We start from the raw sequence: 17,003 nt of genomic DNA on the forward strand, positions 1-17,003 counted from the left end.
GGAAAGGTACGCTTGAAGGCATGGCTTCTGAGGACCCCACCCCCAACACCGCCCGCCGCGAAATCACTGTTCGCCGGGCGCCCAAGTTCGTTCCCTTCATGATTTTGGGCGCGGTGGTGGGGGCAATCGTGGCCGCAATCATCGCTTACGGCCGCCCGGCAGATCCCGCCTTCGACGCCAGCACAGTCTTCGGATTCTTCCTCACCGTGTGCGCCGGCGGCGGCGTCATCGTCTTCTCCATCCTGGCCCTGGTCCTGGACCGCATGAGCGTTAAGCGCTCCGAGCGCGCTGTGGTGGAAGCCGTTCCGGACACGGTTCCGGATGAGGGACCAGAGAACGACGGCGTCCGCTAAGTCACGCACTCGGCCCACCCTTCGCGGGGGAGCCGGTGTGAGACACACCGCATTTTCGGCCCGACACGCCTGTTCTCCGCCTTTTCTGTAGGGGTTGGCGGGGTCATATAGGCTGCGGGGGAACGTACCACGCCCGCGACATGAGACAATCGACCAGTGGCACGTGGCGACGGAAAACTTTCTCATGATCTTCTCCCCGGCGAAAAAGGCCCCCAGGACGCTTGTGGCGTCTTCGGGGTTTGGGCTCCCGGTGAAGAAGTAGCAAAACTCACCTATTACGGGCTGTATGCGCTGCAGCACCGCGGACAAGAATCGGCTGGTATTGCTACCAGTGACGGCAAGCGCATCAATGTCTACAAGGACATGGGCCTGGTCTCCCAGGTGTTCGATGAGACAACCCTGAACACCCTGACCGGGCACCTGGCCGTGGGCCACTGCCGGTACTCCACCACCGGTGCAAGCCACTGGGCCAACGCGCAGCCGACCCTCGGTGCGACAGCAACCGGAACGGTTGCGCTGGCCCACAACGGCAACCTGACCAACACCGCTGAGCTCCGGGAGATGATCCTCGAGCGCAACGACGGCCAGCTGACCGGCGAAATGAAGCAGGGCAACACCTCCGACACCGCACTGGTGACAGCTCTCCTTGAAGGTGAAGAGGGCAAGACCCTGGAGCAGACGGCTCTGGAGCTGCTGCCCAAGATCAAGGGTGGCTTCTGCTTCGTCTTCATGGACGAGGGAACCCTCTACGCAGCGCGTGACACGTACGGCATCCGGCCTCTGTGCCTCGGCCGCCTGGAGCGCGGCTGGGTCGTCGCCTCCGAACAGGCCGGCCTGGCCACCGTCGGTGCCAGCTTCATCCGCGAGATCGAGCCCGGCGAGTTCATCGCCATCGACGAGGACGGCGTCCGTTCGCAGCGCTTCGCCGAGCCGACCCCGGCCGGCTGCGTATTCGAGTACGTTTACCTGGCACGTCCCGACGCTGCCATCGCTGGCCGCTCGGTCTACGAGTCCCGCGTGGAGATGGGCCGCCAGTTGGCCCGCGAAAACACCCACGAGGCCGACCTTGTCATTCCGGTGCCCGAGTCCGGCACTCCCGCCGCTGTGGGCTACGCCGAACAGTCCGGGATTCCGTTCGCACACGGCTTCGTCAAGAACGCCTACGTTGGCCGTACCTTCATCCAGCCTTCACAGACGCTGCGCCAGCTCGGTATCCGGCTTAAGCTCAACGCCTTGGAATCCGTGATCCGCGGCAAGCGCATCGTGGTGGTGGACGACTCGATCGTCCGCGGAAACACCCAGCGCGCCATTGTCCGTATGCTGCGGGAAGCCGGTGCCAAAGAGGTCCACGTCAAGATCTCCTCTCCCCCCGTGCAGTGGCCCTGCTTCTACGGCATCGACTTCGCCTCCCGTGCGGAGCTGATCGCCAACGGCGCCACTATCGACGAGATCTCCCAGGCCATCGGCGCCGATTCGCTGGCCTACATCTCCGAGGACGGCATGATCGGGGCAACCCAGCAGCCTCGCGAACGCCTGTGCACTGCCTGCTTCACCGGCAAGTACCCGATCGAGCTGCCGCACGCGGACAAGCTGGGCAAGAACCTGCTGGAGCGCACCGACCTGGGTGGCCTCACCCCTGCTGAAGACTCCGTTGAAGAAACCGAGGATCCGGCCGAAAAGCCGGGTGCCACGGGCTGCGATCCAGGACCTGACGCCGAATTCGAGAACCTCCTGACCGACGCTGATCGATTGACCGACGCCGACAAGAAAGAGTCTGTATGACCTCCGCAACCCCCGCCGCTGACAACAACGCCGGCATCACCTACGCTTCGGCAGGTGTCGACGTCGAAGCGGGAGACCGCGCAGTTGAACTCATGAAGGGCGCCGTAAAGGCGACCCATAACTCGTCGGTGATTGGCGGCGTCGGCGGTTTCGCTGGCCTGTACGACGTCTCCAAGCTCCTCACCTACAAGAAGCCGCTCCTGGCGACCTCCACCGACGGTGTTGGTACCAAGGTGGCCATTGCACAGGCCATGGACATCCACGACACCATCGGTTTCGACCTGGTGGGCATGGTTGTGGACGACATCGTTGTTGTGGGCGCCGAACCGCTCTACATGACGGACTACATCGCCTGCGGCAAGGTTGTTCCCGAGCGCATCGCTGACATCGTCCGCGGTATCGCTTCGGCTTGCTCCGTGGCCGGAACCGCCCTGGTGGGTGGCGAAACCGCCGAACACCCGGGCCTCCTGGGTGAGCACGAATACGACGTCGCAGGTGCCGCCACCGGTGTTGTCGAAGCTGACGCCCTGCTCGGCCCGGACCGTGTCCGCGCCGGCGACATCGTGATCGGCATGGCGTCCTCCGGCCTGCACTCCAACGGTTACTCACTGGTCCGCCGCGTCATCAACCACGCCGGCTGGGCACTGGACCGCCAGGTTTCCGAGCTTGGCCGCACGCTGGGTGAGGAACTTCTGGAGCCCACCCGCGTCTACGCCGCCGACTGCCTGGACCTGGCCCGCACGTTCCCGGTTTCCGCCGGAACAGCTGTTCACGGCTTCAGCCACGTCACCGGTGGTGGCCTGGCCGCCAACCTGGCACGCGTCCTCCCGCAGGGCCTCGTCGCCACGGTTGACCGCGCCACGTGGGAGCTCCCCGCGATCTTCAAGCTGGTTTCCGAGCTGGGCAACGTCCCGTTGGCCGACCTGGAGCGCACGCTGAACCTCGGCGTGGGCATGGTTGCGATCGTTTCCCCGGAAGCTGCCGACGCCGCCGTTGCCCGCCTCAACGAGCGCGGCCTGCCGTCCTGGGTCATGGGTACGGTTTCGGAGAACTCGGACTCGATCGACAAGACCGGCCCGGATTACGTCCAGGGCGCCAAGGGTGTCGACGGCGGTGCGGTCCGTTTGGTGAACGCCTACGCCTAAGCGTCCTCTCGCTTGAAAAGCGGCCCGGCAGTTGGGATCAACTGCCGGGCCGCCTTGTCGTTAACTCCCCAAGTTCTCCACTAACTCCCCATCTAGGGGACAGCACATGTTCTTATGGGGGCCCATTAGGGCATGTGCTGTCCCCTAGTTGGGTACTAAAGCTGGATCAGGCTCAGGATTCCACCCTGGGGGTCCATGATGGTGGCCAACGACCCAGCCTCGGGTTGGTCCTCAGGTTCCACCAGAAGCTCTCCCCCCGCCGCAACAGCTGCGTCGGCGGCCTTCCGGACATCGGCCACCCCAAAGTACACCTGCCACGCGGCGTCCTCGCCCTCCTCGGCAGGGACAATGCCGGCCACCTCATTACCACCGACCATCAGCGTGCTGTAGCTGCCGCCGTCGTCCTGGGGGTATTCGGTGACCTCGTAGCCGAAAAGCTGCTGGAAAAACGCGACGGCGGCCTGGGGCTCAGGAGTGAGGAGTTCGGCCCATGCCAACGCACCGTGCTCGTTGTAAAGGTGGCTGCCGATATGCGTTCCCGCCTGCCAGATCCCCGTGGTTCCTCCGCCTGCTGCCTCGATGAACGCCAGCACTCCCGTATCGGCAACGGCCTCGGGGCCGAACTGGAGCTTGCCGCCTGCGTGGGCAGCGTCCTCGGCTACTTCTTCCGTGTCCGTGGCGGCCAGGTAGATGTTCCACTGTCCATGCGTCCCGGCGGCTTCCTGCAGAGGGTTCTGCGGGGCGATGACGGCCACCAACTGATCCTTTACAAACGCCTGTGCGTAACTGCGTCCGTCCGGAGTGGGCAGGTCCTGGTACGACCACCCGAACACCTTCTGGTAGAAATCCTTGGCCGCCGCGACGTCCCTGGTCTGCAGGTCCGCCCAGCATGGCTCTCCGCTGGCGTAGTGCTTTCTCTCCGTCATGCCTTTAATCCTGCCACGGCCAGGACTTCAGCCTCAGCAAAAAGGGCCCCCAGGGTACGCCAATGTGCGGCGTGCCCTGGGGGCCCTTTTCAAAAGATATACGGCATCCGGGGATGCGCGATGACCTGATGTACGACGGCGGTACGCAACTCAGTGCCAGCGGCACCTGTTGGTTGCGACAGCTATCCGATACGGCGGGTGTCTACCTCGTCGTCATCATCTTCCGCGTACTTGTCCTCGTAGGCCGAGTAGTCCGGCTCCGGAGGATCGTCCGGGAAGTGGCTCTTGACACGACTGGATGGACCCGTGAGCTCACGCTCAAGTGCCGAATAGTCAGTGTTCGGGGAGTAGTACTTGATGTCCCGAGCCTGCTTGGTAGCTTTTGCCTTTTGACGGCCGCGCCCCATGGCGTGACCCCCTTTTGTACTTGGACCGGAGGTGGTCACCTTGGCTATCGGTGAGGCCCCGGAATGTTTGGTCAATTTGTCGTATGTCTAGATTACATGCTTTCAGGGGTGCCTGTGCGCCACATGGGCCCCGAGTCCGGACCCCACACCGTCAAAACCAGCCATATGCACCTCCAAGCACCGGGAAAATTGGGTAGAGTCGGCCTCAATGCGGCTCCACAGCAGGAAGGCACACCCGGAAATATGAGCCAGGACAACACCTCACCGCGTGATGGATCACCACACGATCAGGGCAAGGAGGGTGCGTCCCCCGTGCCTGAAACACCTCGCCCGGCACCTGGCGAACAAGCTGAAGCAGCGCCGCCTACGCCGCCGTCGGGCCTCCAGCCGGATCCCGCACCTGAGCTCGACCCTGACTTCGTCCCCAACCCGGCGGAGCAGCCTGATCCGGCGCTGCCCCCGGAAAACGGTGCGGCAAACACAGACCCAGTTCCCGGCGGCGAGCCGAAGTACCCGTGGCAGCTGCCGTATTCGAACCAGCAACAGCCGGGACAGCCGCACGCAGGACAGCCCTACACGGGCCAGCCATACCCTGCCCAGCAAACGGCCCAGGAATGGCAACCCGAGCCGCACGGCGACCCGGTCAAGCGTCAACGCCTGGTCATTGGCGGAATCGTTGTCGGTGTACTGGTTCTCATTGGCGTGGTGATTTGGGTTCTCCTCAACCTGCTTGGCAACCGGCCGGAAGCCAGTGTGGCGAGCCCCAGCGCCTCGGCAACGCTTGGCCCGCTCCCCCGCGACACGAACGCGAAGGACTTCCAGATAGGCGATTGCTTCGCCAGCTTCGACCCCAAAGCCAGCGAGGCCAGGGCGGTTGCCTGCGACACCGAACATTCAGCCCAGCTCGGCGCAGTGTTCAGCTATGGCGCTGACGAGTCCTTCCCGGGCGCCAATGCCCTGCGGGACAAGGGCAGGGAAGTGTGCAAGACCGTGAAGCTCAACGATGCGGCCGCCAACTACGTGCTGCTCCAGCAGAACGTGTACCCCAGCAGTTCCAGCTGGGACCGTGGCGACCGCCGCGTTGATTGCTTCATCGTGGTGGACTCCGGCAACACCATCAAGGAAGACCTCCTCGAGAAGTAGCGCCGGACCGTCCTACTTCCGGCGGACGGTGAGCCCCGTACCTGCGGGGGTTCCGCCGTCGGCGTTTGACAGCGCTTCCAAACCGTCGATGGTGAGCTCGTCCACGTCCGCTGCAGTATCGACCAGCACGGTGTCCCCGTCGACGATTTCGCCGGCAAGGATCTCCTTGGCCAGGCGGTCGCCGATCTCGCGCTGGACCAGTCGACGCAGCGGCCGGGCACCGTAGGCGGGATCGTAGCCGGACATGGCCAGCCACGCGCGGGCACCATCGGTGACCTCGAGCGTGAGCCGCCGGTCCCGAAGCCGCCTGCTGAGCTCTTCGACATGCAGTTCCACGATCCGCGCCAGTTCCTCAACGGACAACGGATCGAACAGCACGATCTCGTCCAAGCGGTTCAGGAACTCGGGCTTGAAGGAGGCCTGGACCACGGCCATGACGGCTTCGCGCTTGGCTTTGGCATCCAGCGACGGATCCACCAGGAACTGGCTGCCCGAGTTGGATGTCAGCACCAGGATGGTGTTCCGGAAGTCCACGGTGCGGCCCTGGCCGTCGGTGAGGCGACCGTCGTCGAGCACCTGCAGCAGGATGTCGAACACCTCAGGGTGGGCCTTCTCAACCTCGTCCAGCAGCACCACGGAGTACGGCCGGCGTCGGACAGCCTCGGTGAGCTGGCCACCCTCTTCGTAGCCCACGTATCCCGGAGGGGCACCCACCAGGCGGGCCACGGCGTGCTTCTCGCTGTACTCGGACATGTCGATCCGGATCATGGCTCGTTCGTCGTCAAAGAGGAAGTCAGCCAATGCCTTGGCCAGCTCTGTCTTACCAACGCCCGTGGGGCCCAGGAACAGGAACGAGCCTGTGGGCCTGTTGGGGTCGCTGATGCCGGCACGGGCACGGCGGACGGCGTCGGACACGGCCTGTACGGCCTTGCTCTGCCCGATCAGGCGCTTGCCGAGCTCCTCTTCCATATGCAGCAACTTCTGGGACTCACCTTGGAGCATGCGGCCTGCCGGGATACCCGTCCAGGCGGAAATGACCTCGGCGATGTCGTCGGCAGTGACTTCCTCAGCCACCATCAGCTCCGGCTTCGATTCGCCGCGAGCTGATTCCTCCTCGGCGGCGGCACTCAGCTCCCGTTCCAGGGCCGGCAGCTCGCCGTACAGGATCCGCGACGCCGATTCGAGGTCGCCTTCCTGCTCATACTTTTTCTGCGCCGAGCGCAGTTCATCGATCTTGGCCTTCAGGTCACCCACACGGTTCAGTCCGGCCTTCTCGGCCTCCCAGCGCGCGTTGAGGGCGTTGAGCTCTTCCTTCTTGTCCGCCATGTCAGCGCGGAGCGCAGCAAGCCGCTCGACGGAGGCGGGATCGGTTTCGTTCTGGAGGGCGAGCTCTTCCATGGTCAAACGGTCGACGGCGCGGCGGAGCTGGTCGATCTCTTCCGGCGCCGAGTCGATTTCCATGCGGAGCCGGGACGCGGCCTCATCCACGAGGTCGATTGCCTTGTCAGGCAGCTGGCGCCCCGAGATGTAGCGGTTGGACAGCGTGGCGGCAGCAACCAGCGCCGAGTCGGCGATGGCTACCTTGTGGTGCGCCTCGTAGCGCTCCTTGAGGCCTCGGAGGATGCCGATGGTGTCTTCAACGCTCGGCTCTCCCACGTAGACCTGCTGGAAGCGGCGCTCCAGGGCGGGGTCCTTCTCGATGTTCTCGCGGTACTCATCCAAGGTGGTGGCACCGATCAGGCGGAGTTCCCCGCGGGCCAGCATGGGCTTGAGCATGTTTCCGGCGTCCATGGCGCTCTCGCCCGTGGCGCCGGCGCCAACAACGGTGTGGATCTCGTCAATGAAGGTGACAATCTGCCCGTTGGAGTTCTTGATCTCCTCCAGGACGGCCTTCAGGCGCTCCTCGAACTCGCCGCGGTACTTTGCGCCAGCGACCATCGATGCGAGATCCAAGGCGATGAGCGTCTTGCCGCGCAGGCTCTCCGGGACGTCGCCGGCCACCATCCGCTGCGCGAGGCCCTCGACGACGGCGGTCTTGCCAACGCCGGGCTCACCGATCAGCACCGGGTTGTTCTTGGTACGGCGGCTCAGGACCTGGACGACGCGGCGGATCTCGCTGTCACGCCCAATCACGGGGTCCAGCTTGCCGGAGCGCGCCACCGCAGTCAGGTCCGTGCCGAACTTCTCCAAGGCCTGGAAGGTGTTTTCCGGATCCGGGGAATTGACGTTCCTGTCACCGCGGACACCAGGCAGGGCGGCGAGAAGCGCCTCATGGGAGGCACCGGCGTCGCGCATTAACTTCCCGACGGCGTCACTTCCGGCCGAGAGCCCCAGCAGCAGGTGCTCGGTGGAGACGAAGGAGTCGCCGAGCTTGTCCGCCTCGTTTTGGGCGGCCTGGATGGCCTGCAGCGACTGTCGCGACAACTGCGCCTGCTGCACCGAGGCGCCAGACGACGACGGCAGGGCCTTGATGGCCGAGCTCGCCTGAACGCTCACGGCATCGGGATCGGCTCCCGTGGCACGCAGCAGAGCAACAGCGACGCCCTCCCGCTGGTCCATGAGGGCCTTCAACAAATGGGCAGGTTCCACTTGGGGATTGCCCGCGGTTGATGCGTTCATGGCGGCCGCAGAAAGGGCCTCCTGGCTTTTGGTAGTGAATTTGACGTCCAAAGAGAGCTCCCTTTCTGGAGAGTGACCAATACTTTCAAAGTTGAGTCTACTACGCTCAAGTTTGATTTGGCGGTCACTTGTTCCATGTTTGCCCACGGCGAAACCCATGTCCATAGCTGCGCGGTTAGGCTGGGGCCATGGACACGATTTCCTCCGCCGCTGAACTCGAAGACCTGATCGGATTGCCCCTCGAACGGGTGCGCAAGAAGGTCCGGACCTCGCTTAGCGACTTCGACCGGCAATGGCTCGCTGCCAGCCCCTTCTGCGTCCTCTCGACGACGGATGCGCAGGGTCGCGTGGATGCCTCCCCCAAGGGCGATCCGGCAGGCTTCATCCACGTCCTTGACGAGCACACCATCGCCATCCCCGAGCGACCCGGCAACAAGCTCGCCTTCGGCTTCCACAACATCCTGGAGAACCCGAACGTCGGGATCCTCTCCGTGGTCCCGGGCCGCAGCGACACCCTGCGAATCAACGGCACAGCTCGAATTGTGCGTGACGCCGACTTCTTCGATCAGATGGTGGTCAAGGGGCACCGGCCGCGTGCCGCCGTCGTGGTTTCGGTGGAGGAAGTGTTCACGCACTGCGGCAAGGCCTTCATGCGCAGCGGCCTGTGGCAGCCGGAAACGTGGGAACCCGAAGACCTTCCCAGCATCGCGGTGCTCGCCCAGGCGTACACCCAGCCGGAGACGCCGCTGGAAGATCTCGAGACCTACTACGGGCCGTCCTATGCGGAGCGGATGTACCGGGAGTAGCGGGGAACCTGCCCTGGGCTTGCACCATCAGGCAACAGCCTGCTGTGCCGTTAACGAACGAAAGACCCGACTGGCATCGGGTCTTTGTTCTGAGCGGTTCGCTCATTGGTGCGGTAAGAGGGCCATAGAACCTCAAACGCCACACTTTGAGTCTATGGCCCTACGCCGGGTACACCGAGACCAGCGCGGACTTCACCACGAACCGCACCTCCATGCCGGGAGCCAGGCCGAGGTCCGCCGATGCCGCTGGGGTGATGTCGGCAGACAACGTGCCGTCCGAACCGGCGCCTGCCCGGACCCGGATCTGGTCGCCGTGCGGCTCAAGGTCCGTAATGGTCACCGGGAAGGAATTGCGGGGGCTTCCGTGGACATCGCCGAGGAAAACGGAAACGCTCGACGGCGGGAACGCCGCCACGCCTGCCTGGCCGGGCACCGGCGCCCAGTCGGCATCGTGTTGTCCGGCGAAAACCCGGCCACCCGGCGTCGTGATTCCCTCCCGGCTGAGGGCGCCGGTGACGAGATTGAGGCCGGCGAGTCCGGCGGCGAAGTGGCTTCTGGGGCGTTCCAGGACCTGGCGCGTCGGGCCCTCTTCGTCAATGCGGCCGCTTTCCACCACTATCACCCGGTCTGCCAGCATGTAGGCGTCCAGGACGTCGTGCGTGACGATGATGGCCTTCCTGTCCTGCAGAACCCGTTTCAGGACCCGGCGGAGCAAGGGCGCGGCGTGGATGTCCAGGGCAGACATTGGTTCGTCGAGGAGCAGTAGTTCCGGCTCGGCTGCCAAAGCCCGCGCCACGGCCACGCGTTGGGCCTGGCCTCCGGAAAGCTGGGCCGGCTTCCTGCCTGCCAGCGTCAACGCGTCAACTTCGGCCAGCCAATGCCGGGCAGTTTCCCGGGCAGCGGCCCTGGAGCCACCTGCACTGCGGGGGCCGAACGCGACGTTGTCCAACGCACTCAGGTGCGGAAACAGCAGTGCCTCCTGGGCCAAAAGGGCGATGCCGCGAAGGTGTGGCGGGTCCCATTGGCGAGTACCGGCGTCGAGCTTGAACAGCTGGCGCCCGTCAATCGAGGCGGAGCCGGAGTCTGGCCGCAACAGTCCGGCGATCACCCCCAGCAACGTTGACTTGCCAGCGCCGTTGGGACCAAGAACGGCCACGGTTTCACCGTCCCCGAGACTGAGGGACATCTCGAAATTCCTGGTCTTCAGGCCGGCACGCATCTCGAAGCTCACGGCTGGACCGCCTCCGGTGCACGTCGCCGGCCGCCATAACTTAGGCCCACCACCGCGACTGCCACGGCAACCAGGACCAGGGACAGCGCGACGGCGGCATCGGCGTCGGTCTCGCGCTGCAGGTAGATTTCCAACGGCAGCGTACGGGTGACACCTTCCAGGCTGCCCGCGAACGTCAGCGTCGCACCGAACTCACCCAGACTGCGCGCGAACGACAACACCGCCCCGGACGCCAACCCAGGCAGCACCAAGGGAAGGGTGACGCGGCGAAGCACCGTGGTGGGCTTGGCTCCGAGCGTCGCAGCCACGGCTTCATACCTGCTGCCCGCCGACCGCAGGGCACCCTCCAAACTAACCACCAGGAACGGCAGGGCCACAAACGTTTGGGCCAGGACCACCGCAGTGGTGGTAAACGCGATCTGCAGACCGGCCAGCTCCAGCGACTTCCCCAAGAGGCCCTGCCGCCCGAAGGTATACAGCAGCGCAATCCCGCCAACCACCGGCGGGAGCACCAGCGGGAGGAGCACAAAGGACCTGAGGAGTTTCTGGCCGGGGAAGTCACCCCGGGCAAGCACCAGAGCCAGCGGAACACCCAGCACAATGCAGAGAGCCGTGCTGGCGGCAGAAGTCCGCAGGCTCAGGCCCAGGGCTGCGAGGGACGACTCGGACGTGATCAGGGGGATGAACTGGGGCCAATTCACGCGCAGCAGCATCGCCGCCAGCGGCAGGATCACCAGGAGGCCACCCACTGCTGCCACGGCATGGATCCATCGCGGAATGCCGTGATAGCCGGTGGTGGTCTTCATATTCTCCCTAGGGTGTGCCGAAACCAGCGTCGCCCAGGACCTGCTTGCCCTTGTCCCCGGTAACCGTGGCAATGAAGGCCGCCGCCAGCGCCTTGTTCTTGCTGGAGCCTACCGTGGCGATGGGGTAGGTGTTGACCGCCTTGTCCGATTCGGCGAACGGGATGCCCTTCACTTTGTCGCCGGCTCCCTTCACATCGGTGACGTACACCAGGCCCGCGTCCGCTTCACCGGAGCTGACCTTCCCCAGGACATCCGTCACGGACGACTCCTCGCTGACCGGGCTCAGCGTGGTTCCGGAAGCTTTCTCGACGGCGTCAGTCGCGGCGCCGCACGGCACCTGGCTTGCGCAGGTGACCACTTTGACGCCCGGCTTTGCCAGGTCCGCGAAAGAAGCGATCGACGCCGGATTGCCGGGTGGGACAGCGATCTCCAGGACGTTGGTGGCGAAATTGGTGGCAGCGCCCTCCACGAGGTTCGCATCAGCCAGTTTCGACATGTTCTTGGTGTCGGCGGAGGCAAACACATCCGCCGGGGCGCCTTGGGTGATCTGCGTGACCAGGTCGGAGGATCCAGCGAAGCTCAGCTTCACTTTTGTGCCCGGGTTGGCCGCCTCGAAGTCCTTGGCCAGCTGCGTGAAGGTTCCTTTAAGGGACGCAGCGGCGAAGACGGTGATTTCGCCTGAGGGTGAGGTGCTTTGTTGCGACGTTGGGCTCGCGCCCGGGGCGCATCCCGCCACGCTCGCTGCCAATGCCCCGGCCAGCAGCACTGCGGTAAGGGGTTTGCGGTTCATATGATGCTCTTTCCCTGGGGTGTTTCGATGATGACAGTGGTGGCCTTGACCACGGCGGTAGCCACTGAACCAAGCTCAAGCCCGAGTTCCCGCACGGCCTCGCTGCTCATGAGGGACACCACGCGGAACGGACCACACTGGAGCTCCACCTGCGCCATGACCTTGTCCGCCGTAATCCCAGTGACCAAACCGATGAAGCGGTTCCGGGCTGAACTGCCGGCGCGGGAGGGGTCGTCCGGGAGGTGCGACTGGTCACGCGCAAGGGTGGCCAGCTCCAGGCCGTCCACAGCCAGGCGTCCGACTGCATCCTTCTGCGGCGTCAGCGTCCCGTTCTCCGTCCAACGTCTCACGGTGTCGTCGCTGACGCCGAGGAAACGGGCGGCCTCGGATATACGTATTTGCGGCATGGATTGAGTGTAGTTCCGTATTTGCGTCTGGAAGAAACGTCTGCACCCGCAAACGCAATGTGACTTTCGGTTGGTGAGTGGGCGTCGGATGTGGCCGGAGTCGTGGCATGGTGGTTGCGTTGGCGCACCTGGTGACGTCTGACGCACCCTTTCCGCGCATGGGGCGCACCCTTACCCGCGGAATGCACCCGTAAGCTCTGGCGCGCAGGGCGGAAAAGGGTGCGGGCCGCAGCCGAAGATGCGGCCCGGCGTCGACTTGTCCTCCGCACCTCGGACGAACTTGCTCCCCCACCAGGATGAACCCGGGCCAAAGAGCGCCAAAGCCCGGGCAGCCCACCCTAGGGTTGAAGCATGACCCCACGAATCCGGGCGCTCCGCCCCGCAGCCGCACCGCTTGCCGGCCTTGGCATGCTCGTGGCCCTCCTGATTCTCGAGGAGCGCAGCTTTGATTCAGCGAGCGCCTTGCTGGTGGCGCTGACTGCCGCTGTTGCCGCCGCGGAACTGATCCCTGTCCCGGCCGTGATCTTCGCGTTTGCAGCTCTGGGCTTGCAGGCATTCGGCATCTTTCCGGATGTCATGTTGTCCGGCGCCACCCCCTATGTTTGCCTGCCCGTGCTCTTCTTTTTCGCGGCTCTCGGCTGGTTTGAACCTCAACGTTGGCCCCTGCCCATAGCTACTGTGGCCGCAGCTGGCCTGATCACCGTGAACTGGTTCGCCGACGCTTCGTGGATCAACTTTGTATTCGGCAAGCAGCTCTCCGATGCCGGCCCGTTTCGTGTTGCTGTCTACGCCTTCCTGGTGTTCGCGGCATTCTCTGCCCTCAACCTCGCAGGTTGGGCTGCTGCTGCGTCGGTCCGCCAGGCCGCTGCCAACCGGCTGGCCAAGGAACGGGCTGAGACACGGCTCGAATTTACTGCCAGTGCCTTGGTGATCGAACAGGAGCGCAACAGGATCGCCCGCGAGTTGCACGACGTCCTGGCGCATTCCCTCGCCGTCATTACAGCGCAGGCCGAGGGTATCCGCTACGTCCACAGGAGCGAACCGGACCTCGTGGAGGAAGCGGCGCAGGTCATTGCGTCCTCGGCCAGGAGTGCCCTTCAGGAAACCCGGCGGCTCGTTCAAAGCTTCGGTTCCGAACTGGAAGGCCCAGCCCCGGGAGCCGCTGAGCTACCCGTCTTGGTCCACCACCTGCAAAGCAGTGGCATGCCCGTTGAGCTGCAGACGAGCGGGCTGGAAGAGTTGTCGCCGGTAGAGGATCTCACCGTTTACAGAATCGTGCAGGAAAGCCTGACGAACGCGTTCAAGCACGGCGACCGGACCGCCGGCGCGGTGGTGACCGTCGCCCGCGGCCCCAGCGGCCTACGCCTCAAGGTCCGTTCAAGGCTGGCCGACGGCGGCGCTGAAGTGCCGCCGTCGGGAACCGGACGCGGCATCCCGGGGATGCGGGAACGCGCGACGGCGGCAGGCGGGCAACTCACGACGGCCACTAACGGTCAGCTCTTCGAAGTGGAGGCAATCCTGCCATGAATGAAACACCGATCCGCGTTGCTTTGGTGGACGACCAACCCCTGTTCAGCGCCGGTCTGAAGATGATTTTGCGCAGCCAGCCGGATCTCGACCTGGTAGGTGAGGCCACCGACGGTGAGCAGGCCGTTGAACTTGCGGAGGCCGTGGAGCCGGACGTCATGCTGATGGACATTCGGATGCCGGTCATGGACGGGATCACGGCCACCCGGCGCATCACCGAAGGCAAGGGCAGGACCAAGGTCATAGTGCTTACAACGATCCAGCACGACGAAGCCGTTGTCCGCGCCATCCAGGCAGGTGCCGGTGGTTTCCTCACCAAGGATGCGACACCGGAGTTCCTGCTGGCCACCATCCGCACCGTTCACTCGGGCCATGCGGTCATGGCGCCTTCGGCCACCAATGAACTGCTCAGGGACTACACCACTCCCGCTGAGTCGAACACTGCCGTCCTGGCGCCATTGTCAGCCCGTGAGCAGGACGTGTTCATGCTCGCGGCGCAGGGTCTGGCCAATGGGGAGATCGCCGCGTCCCTGGTGCTCAGTGATGCCACTGTGAAGTCCCACATCGGGAACATTTTGTCCAAGCTCAACCTCAAAAACCGTATCCAATTGGTCGCGTTCGCTTACCAGAACAAGCTGATCGCCTAATTTTTCCAGCTCCAACCAGGCCCTGGAAGCACCAGGGTCAGCCACCGCATTGCCAAAAACCCACGATAATTCGTCATGAAGGAGAAACAGTGAAAAAGAAATCCATTGGGGCACTGATCCTTGCCGCTGGCGCAGCTGCAACATTGGCGGCCGCTGCCACTCCGGGAGTTTCCTCCATGCTGACCAAGCCCGCGGACCATCCTGTATCAGGGACCACCCTCGCCGCGGAGCAGTTTGCCTCGGCGGACCCGGTGGCCGAAAAGGGAGTGGCCGAAGCCGTCCGGCGGTGCATGGCCAAGGCCGGTTACGATTACACGCCTGTATCCGCAGGGCAGCAGTCCGTGGATCTCAAGAACTACGTGGGATTCGATACGCTCACGGTTGAGGCTGCACGGATTTCCGGCTACGCCTCGTCCAAGCCCAAGGGGCCAGGCGAGCCAGCCCCGGACACCACTCTGGGAAAGCTCATGGCCGATCCCGGCTTCCAGCAGGCGCTGCACGGCGGCGGCAACCCCGAACAGAATGTGGTCCAGTCCTCAGCAGGTACGGGGATGCTGTGGGGAGGCTGCACGGCCGAGGGAGTCACCGCGATCTATGGGAATGCCGACAACTACATGAGGGCCACCGGGTTGGCTTTCAACTCCCTGATGGTCGCCACCAACGCTGCCGGCCAGGATGCAGAAATCCAGGCGGCTGTGGATTCTTGGAAGGAATGCATGTCCACCACCGCGTTCCCCTACAGCCACCCCGGTGAAGCCGTATCTGCCGGTCTCGAGGCAGGAGGCCAGAAGGAGCTGAAGATCGCCGTCACGGATGCCACTTGCCGCCAGAGCACAGGGTTCGATGAAAAGATCACCGCAGTGCTGGATAAATACCTGACAACGCGGATGAAAGAGCTGGAGCCCGAGGTGGAGGCTGTCAAGCGGATCCGCGCCGACGCCTCGGCCAAGGCGAAGGTTCTGCTGGGCTGATCCAGGCGCCGAAAGCATTCCGTAAGCTCCAGCCATGGCCCGCCGGATGAGGCCGCAGTACCCTGTTCCAGGGAGAGAGTCTCAGGCGCGAAGGAGCGTCCCATGGAATGGATTCGACCGGACAACCCGAACTATGACGAGGCCCGGAAACTCTTCAATGCGATGATCGACCGAAAGCCGGCCGTCATTGCCAAATGCGCGGATCCCGGCGAAGTAGCCGAGGCCCTCCGCTACGCCCACAACCACAATCTGGACGTAGCCGTGCGGTCCGGCGGTCACTCGGTGGCGGGCATGTCCACCAACGACGGCGGACTGGTGGTTGACGTCCGCCCCATGAAGACCATCAGCGTTGACCCCGAAGCCAAGACGGTTACGGTAGGCGGCGGCGTTACCTGGGGCGAGTTCGACCGTGCCACCCAGCAGCACGGGCTGGCGGTCACAGGGGGACGGGCGTCCACTACAGGTGTCTCCGGCTTCACCCTGGGTGGAGGCTCAGGGTGGTTGGAGCGATGCTACGGATTCGCGTGCGACAACCTGGTATCCGTTGACCTCGTCACTGCTTCGGGGGAGCACGTGACCGCCAACAAGGATGAGAACCCGGAGTTGTTCTGGGCGCTCCACGGCGGGGGCGGCAACTTCGGCGTAGCAACGTCCCTGACCTTCGCGCTGCACGACCTCGGTCCCACTGTGATGGCCGGGCTCATGTTGTTCCCGGGGGAAGACGCCCTTGATCTCTCCCGGGCGTTCCGCAGCATAGCGCTGGAAGCGCCCGACGCCGTCGGGACTGCTTTGGTCTATCTCACCGCTCCCCCGGAAGAGTTCGTCCCGGAAGACATGGTGGGCAAGCTGGCGGTGGGTATGGCCTACCTCTACGCGGGCTCCGTGGAAGCAGGCGAAGAACACGCAAAGCCGTTCCGCGAGCTTGGCCCTGCAGTGGATCTGGTCTCGCCCATGGGATACGCGGACTTCCAGTGCATGATCGACGATCCCCCGGACCACTACAACTACTGGAGCGCCGATTACCACGACGAACTCGACGACGTCGCCTTGGACCTCTTGGTCGATTCCGCTCAGCGCCTCCCGGGCCCACATTCGCAGCAGCTGGTAGCGCGCTGGGGTGGTGCCGTATCCGGACCCGCCGCGGCCAACACTCCCTTGCAGAACAGGGGCGCGGCGTGGGTCAGCCACCCGTTCGGGCTCGCGGAAACCCGGGAAGGCGGGCAGGAAGCCAAGGCCTGGGTCAAGCAGTTCCGGCATGACATCGCACCCCACACCACGGGCGGTGTCTGGCTGAACTTCATCGGCGACGAGGGCCAAGACCGGATCATGGCGGCCTACGGTGAACAGAACTACCGTCGGCTTTCCCTGGTGAAGGGTCAATTCGACCCCGACAACGTATTCCGCGGCAACCAGAACATCCTGCCGGCGGAACACTGAGGTCTC

Annotated in this window: 16 protein-coding genes; 9 read left to right on the forward strand and 7 right to left on the reverse strand. The window is 64.4% G+C overall.

From position 1 onward, the window contains the following. The first annotated feature begins 20 nt into the window (after window positions 1-20). The 3 genes from ACFVSI_RS05285 to purM all read left to right on the forward strand — a co-directional run bounded on the left by ACFVSI_RS05285 (window position 21) and on the right by purM (window position 3,280). Window positions 21-353 (forward strand): hypothetical protein, encoded by a 333-nt coding sequence (locus tag ACFVSI_RS05285; RefSeq protein WP_387820409.1) that lies wholly within the window; start codon window positions 21-23, stop codon window positions 351-353. A gap of 156 nt (window positions 354-509) precedes the next feature. Further along, window positions 510-2,135 carry an amidophosphoribosyltransferase gene (gene purF, locus ACFVSI_RS05290; protein ID WP_262276130.1) on the forward strand — a complete coding sequence of 542 codons (1,626 nt, stop codon included), beginning with the start codon at window positions 510-512 and terminating at the stop codon, window positions 2,133-2,135. Then, window positions 2,132-3,280, forward strand: coding sequence for a phosphoribosylformylglycinamidine cyclo-ligase (purM, locus tag ACFVSI_RS05295; protein WP_387820411.1), 1,149 nt, complete (start codon window positions 2,132-2,134; stop codon window positions 3,278-3,280). The genes purF and purM overlap by 4 nt, the downstream gene beginning before the upstream one ends. Before the next feature lie 155 nt (window positions 3,281-3,435). On the opposite strand, the gene ACFVSI_RS05300 is transcribed toward purM, so the two are convergent. Together ACFVSI_RS05300 and ACFVSI_RS05305 are read right to left on the reverse strand one after the other, a co-directional pair. Beyond that, window positions 3,436-4,206, reverse strand: a complete 771-nt coding sequence (locus ACFVSI_RS05300) for a VOC family protein (RefSeq protein ID WP_387820413.1) — start codon at window positions 4,204-4,206, stop codon at window positions 3,436-3,438. A 182-nt stretch (window positions 4,207-4,388) separates the two neighbouring features. Then, window positions 4,389-4,613 carry a DUF3073 domain-containing protein gene (locus ACFVSI_RS05305; protein WP_011776148.1) on the reverse strand — a complete coding sequence of 75 codons (225 nt, stop codon included), beginning with the start codon at window positions 4,611-4,613 and terminating at the stop codon, window positions 4,389-4,391. A 312-nt stretch (window positions 4,614-4,925) separates the two neighbouring features. Here ACFVSI_RS05305 and ACFVSI_RS05310 point away from each other — a divergent pair, with 312 nt between their 5' ends. Continuing rightward, the gene (locus ACFVSI_RS05310) at window positions 4,926-5,756 is read left to right on the forward strand and encodes a septum formation family protein (RefSeq protein ID WP_387820415.1); all 831 of its coding nucleotides are present in this window, start codon (window positions 4,926-4,928) and stop codon (window positions 5,754-5,756) included. A 12-nt stretch (window positions 5,757-5,768) separates the two neighbouring features. On the opposite strand, the gene clpB is transcribed toward ACFVSI_RS05310, so the two are convergent. Then, window positions 5,769-8,426 carry an ATP-dependent chaperone ClpB gene (gene clpB / locus ACFVSI_RS05315; RefSeq protein WP_387820417.1) on the reverse strand — a complete coding sequence of 886 codons (2,658 nt, stop codon included), beginning with the start codon at window positions 8,424-8,426 and terminating at the stop codon, window positions 5,769-5,771. A gap of 137 nt (window positions 8,427-8,563) precedes the next feature. Here clpB and ACFVSI_RS05320 point away from each other — a divergent pair, with 137 nt between their 5' ends. Next, entirely contained in the window at window positions 8,564-9,181 is a 618-nt protein-coding gene (locus tag ACFVSI_RS05320) for a pyridoxamine 5'-phosphate oxidase family protein (RefSeq protein WP_387820419.1), read from the forward strand. A 160-nt stretch (window positions 9,182-9,341) separates the two neighbouring features. Here the strand turns inward: ACFVSI_RS05320 and ACFVSI_RS05325 are convergent, their stop codons facing one another. Genes ACFVSI_RS05325 through ACFVSI_RS05340 form a run of 4 tightly spaced genes read right to left on the reverse strand, consistent with a single transcriptional unit; the run spans window position 9,342 to window position 12,415 of the window. Continuing rightward, entirely contained in the window at window positions 9,342-10,412 is a 1,071-nt protein-coding gene (locus ACFVSI_RS05325) for a sulfate/molybdate ABC transporter ATP-binding protein (RefSeq protein WP_387820421.1), read from the reverse strand. Then, window positions 10,409-11,218: an ABC transporter permease gene (locus ACFVSI_RS05330; protein ID WP_387820422.1), complete on the reverse strand. Its 810-nt coding sequence runs from the start codon at window positions 11,216-11,218 to the stop codon at window positions 10,409-10,411. The genes ACFVSI_RS05325 and ACFVSI_RS05330 overlap by 4 nt, the downstream gene beginning before the upstream one ends. 7 nt (window positions 11,219-11,225) lie before the next feature. After that, entirely contained in the window at window positions 11,226-12,008 is a 783-nt protein-coding gene (modA, locus tag ACFVSI_RS05335; RefSeq protein ID WP_387820424.1) for a molybdate ABC transporter substrate-binding protein, read from the reverse strand. Continuing rightward, window positions 12,005-12,415 carry a molybdopterin-binding protein gene (locus tag ACFVSI_RS05340; protein WP_387820426.1) on the reverse strand — a complete coding sequence of 137 codons (411 nt, stop codon included), beginning with the start codon at window positions 12,413-12,415 and terminating at the stop codon, window positions 12,005-12,007. The genes modA and ACFVSI_RS05340 overlap by 4 nt, the downstream gene beginning before the upstream one ends. Window positions 12,416-12,766: 351 nt before the next feature. Between ACFVSI_RS05340 and ACFVSI_RS05345 the strand changes: the two genes are divergently transcribed. From ACFVSI_RS05345 to ACFVSI_RS05360, 4 genes are all read left to right on the forward strand, one after another. After that, window positions 12,767-13,942, forward strand: coding sequence for a sensor histidine kinase (locus tag ACFVSI_RS05345; RefSeq protein WP_387820428.1), 1,176 nt, complete (start codon window positions 12,767-12,769; stop codon window positions 13,940-13,942). Next, window positions 13,939-14,589 (forward strand): response regulator, encoded by a 651-nt coding sequence (locus tag ACFVSI_RS05350; protein WP_387820430.1) that lies wholly within the window; start codon window positions 13,939-13,941, stop codon window positions 14,587-14,589. Before ACFVSI_RS05345 ends, ACFVSI_RS05350 begins: the two co-directional genes overlap by 4 nt. 89 nt (window positions 14,590-14,678) lie before the next feature. After that, entirely contained in the window at window positions 14,679-15,560 is an 882-nt protein-coding gene (locus ACFVSI_RS05355) for a hypothetical protein (RefSeq protein ID WP_387820432.1), read from the forward strand. 102 nt (window positions 15,561-15,662) lie between these two features. Beyond that, on the forward strand, window positions 15,663-16,997 hold the full coding sequence (locus ACFVSI_RS05360) for an FAD-binding oxidoreductase (protein WP_387820434.1): 1,335 nt from the start codon (window positions 15,663-15,665) through the stop codon (window positions 16,995-16,997). The last annotated feature ends 6 nt before the right edge of the window (window positions 16,998-17,003 follow it).

Source organism: Paenarthrobacter sp. NPDC057981 (genome assembly GCF_042886835.1).
Taxonomy (GTDB): domain Bacteria; phylum Actinomycetota; class Actinomycetes; order Actinomycetales; family Micrococcaceae; genus Arthrobacter.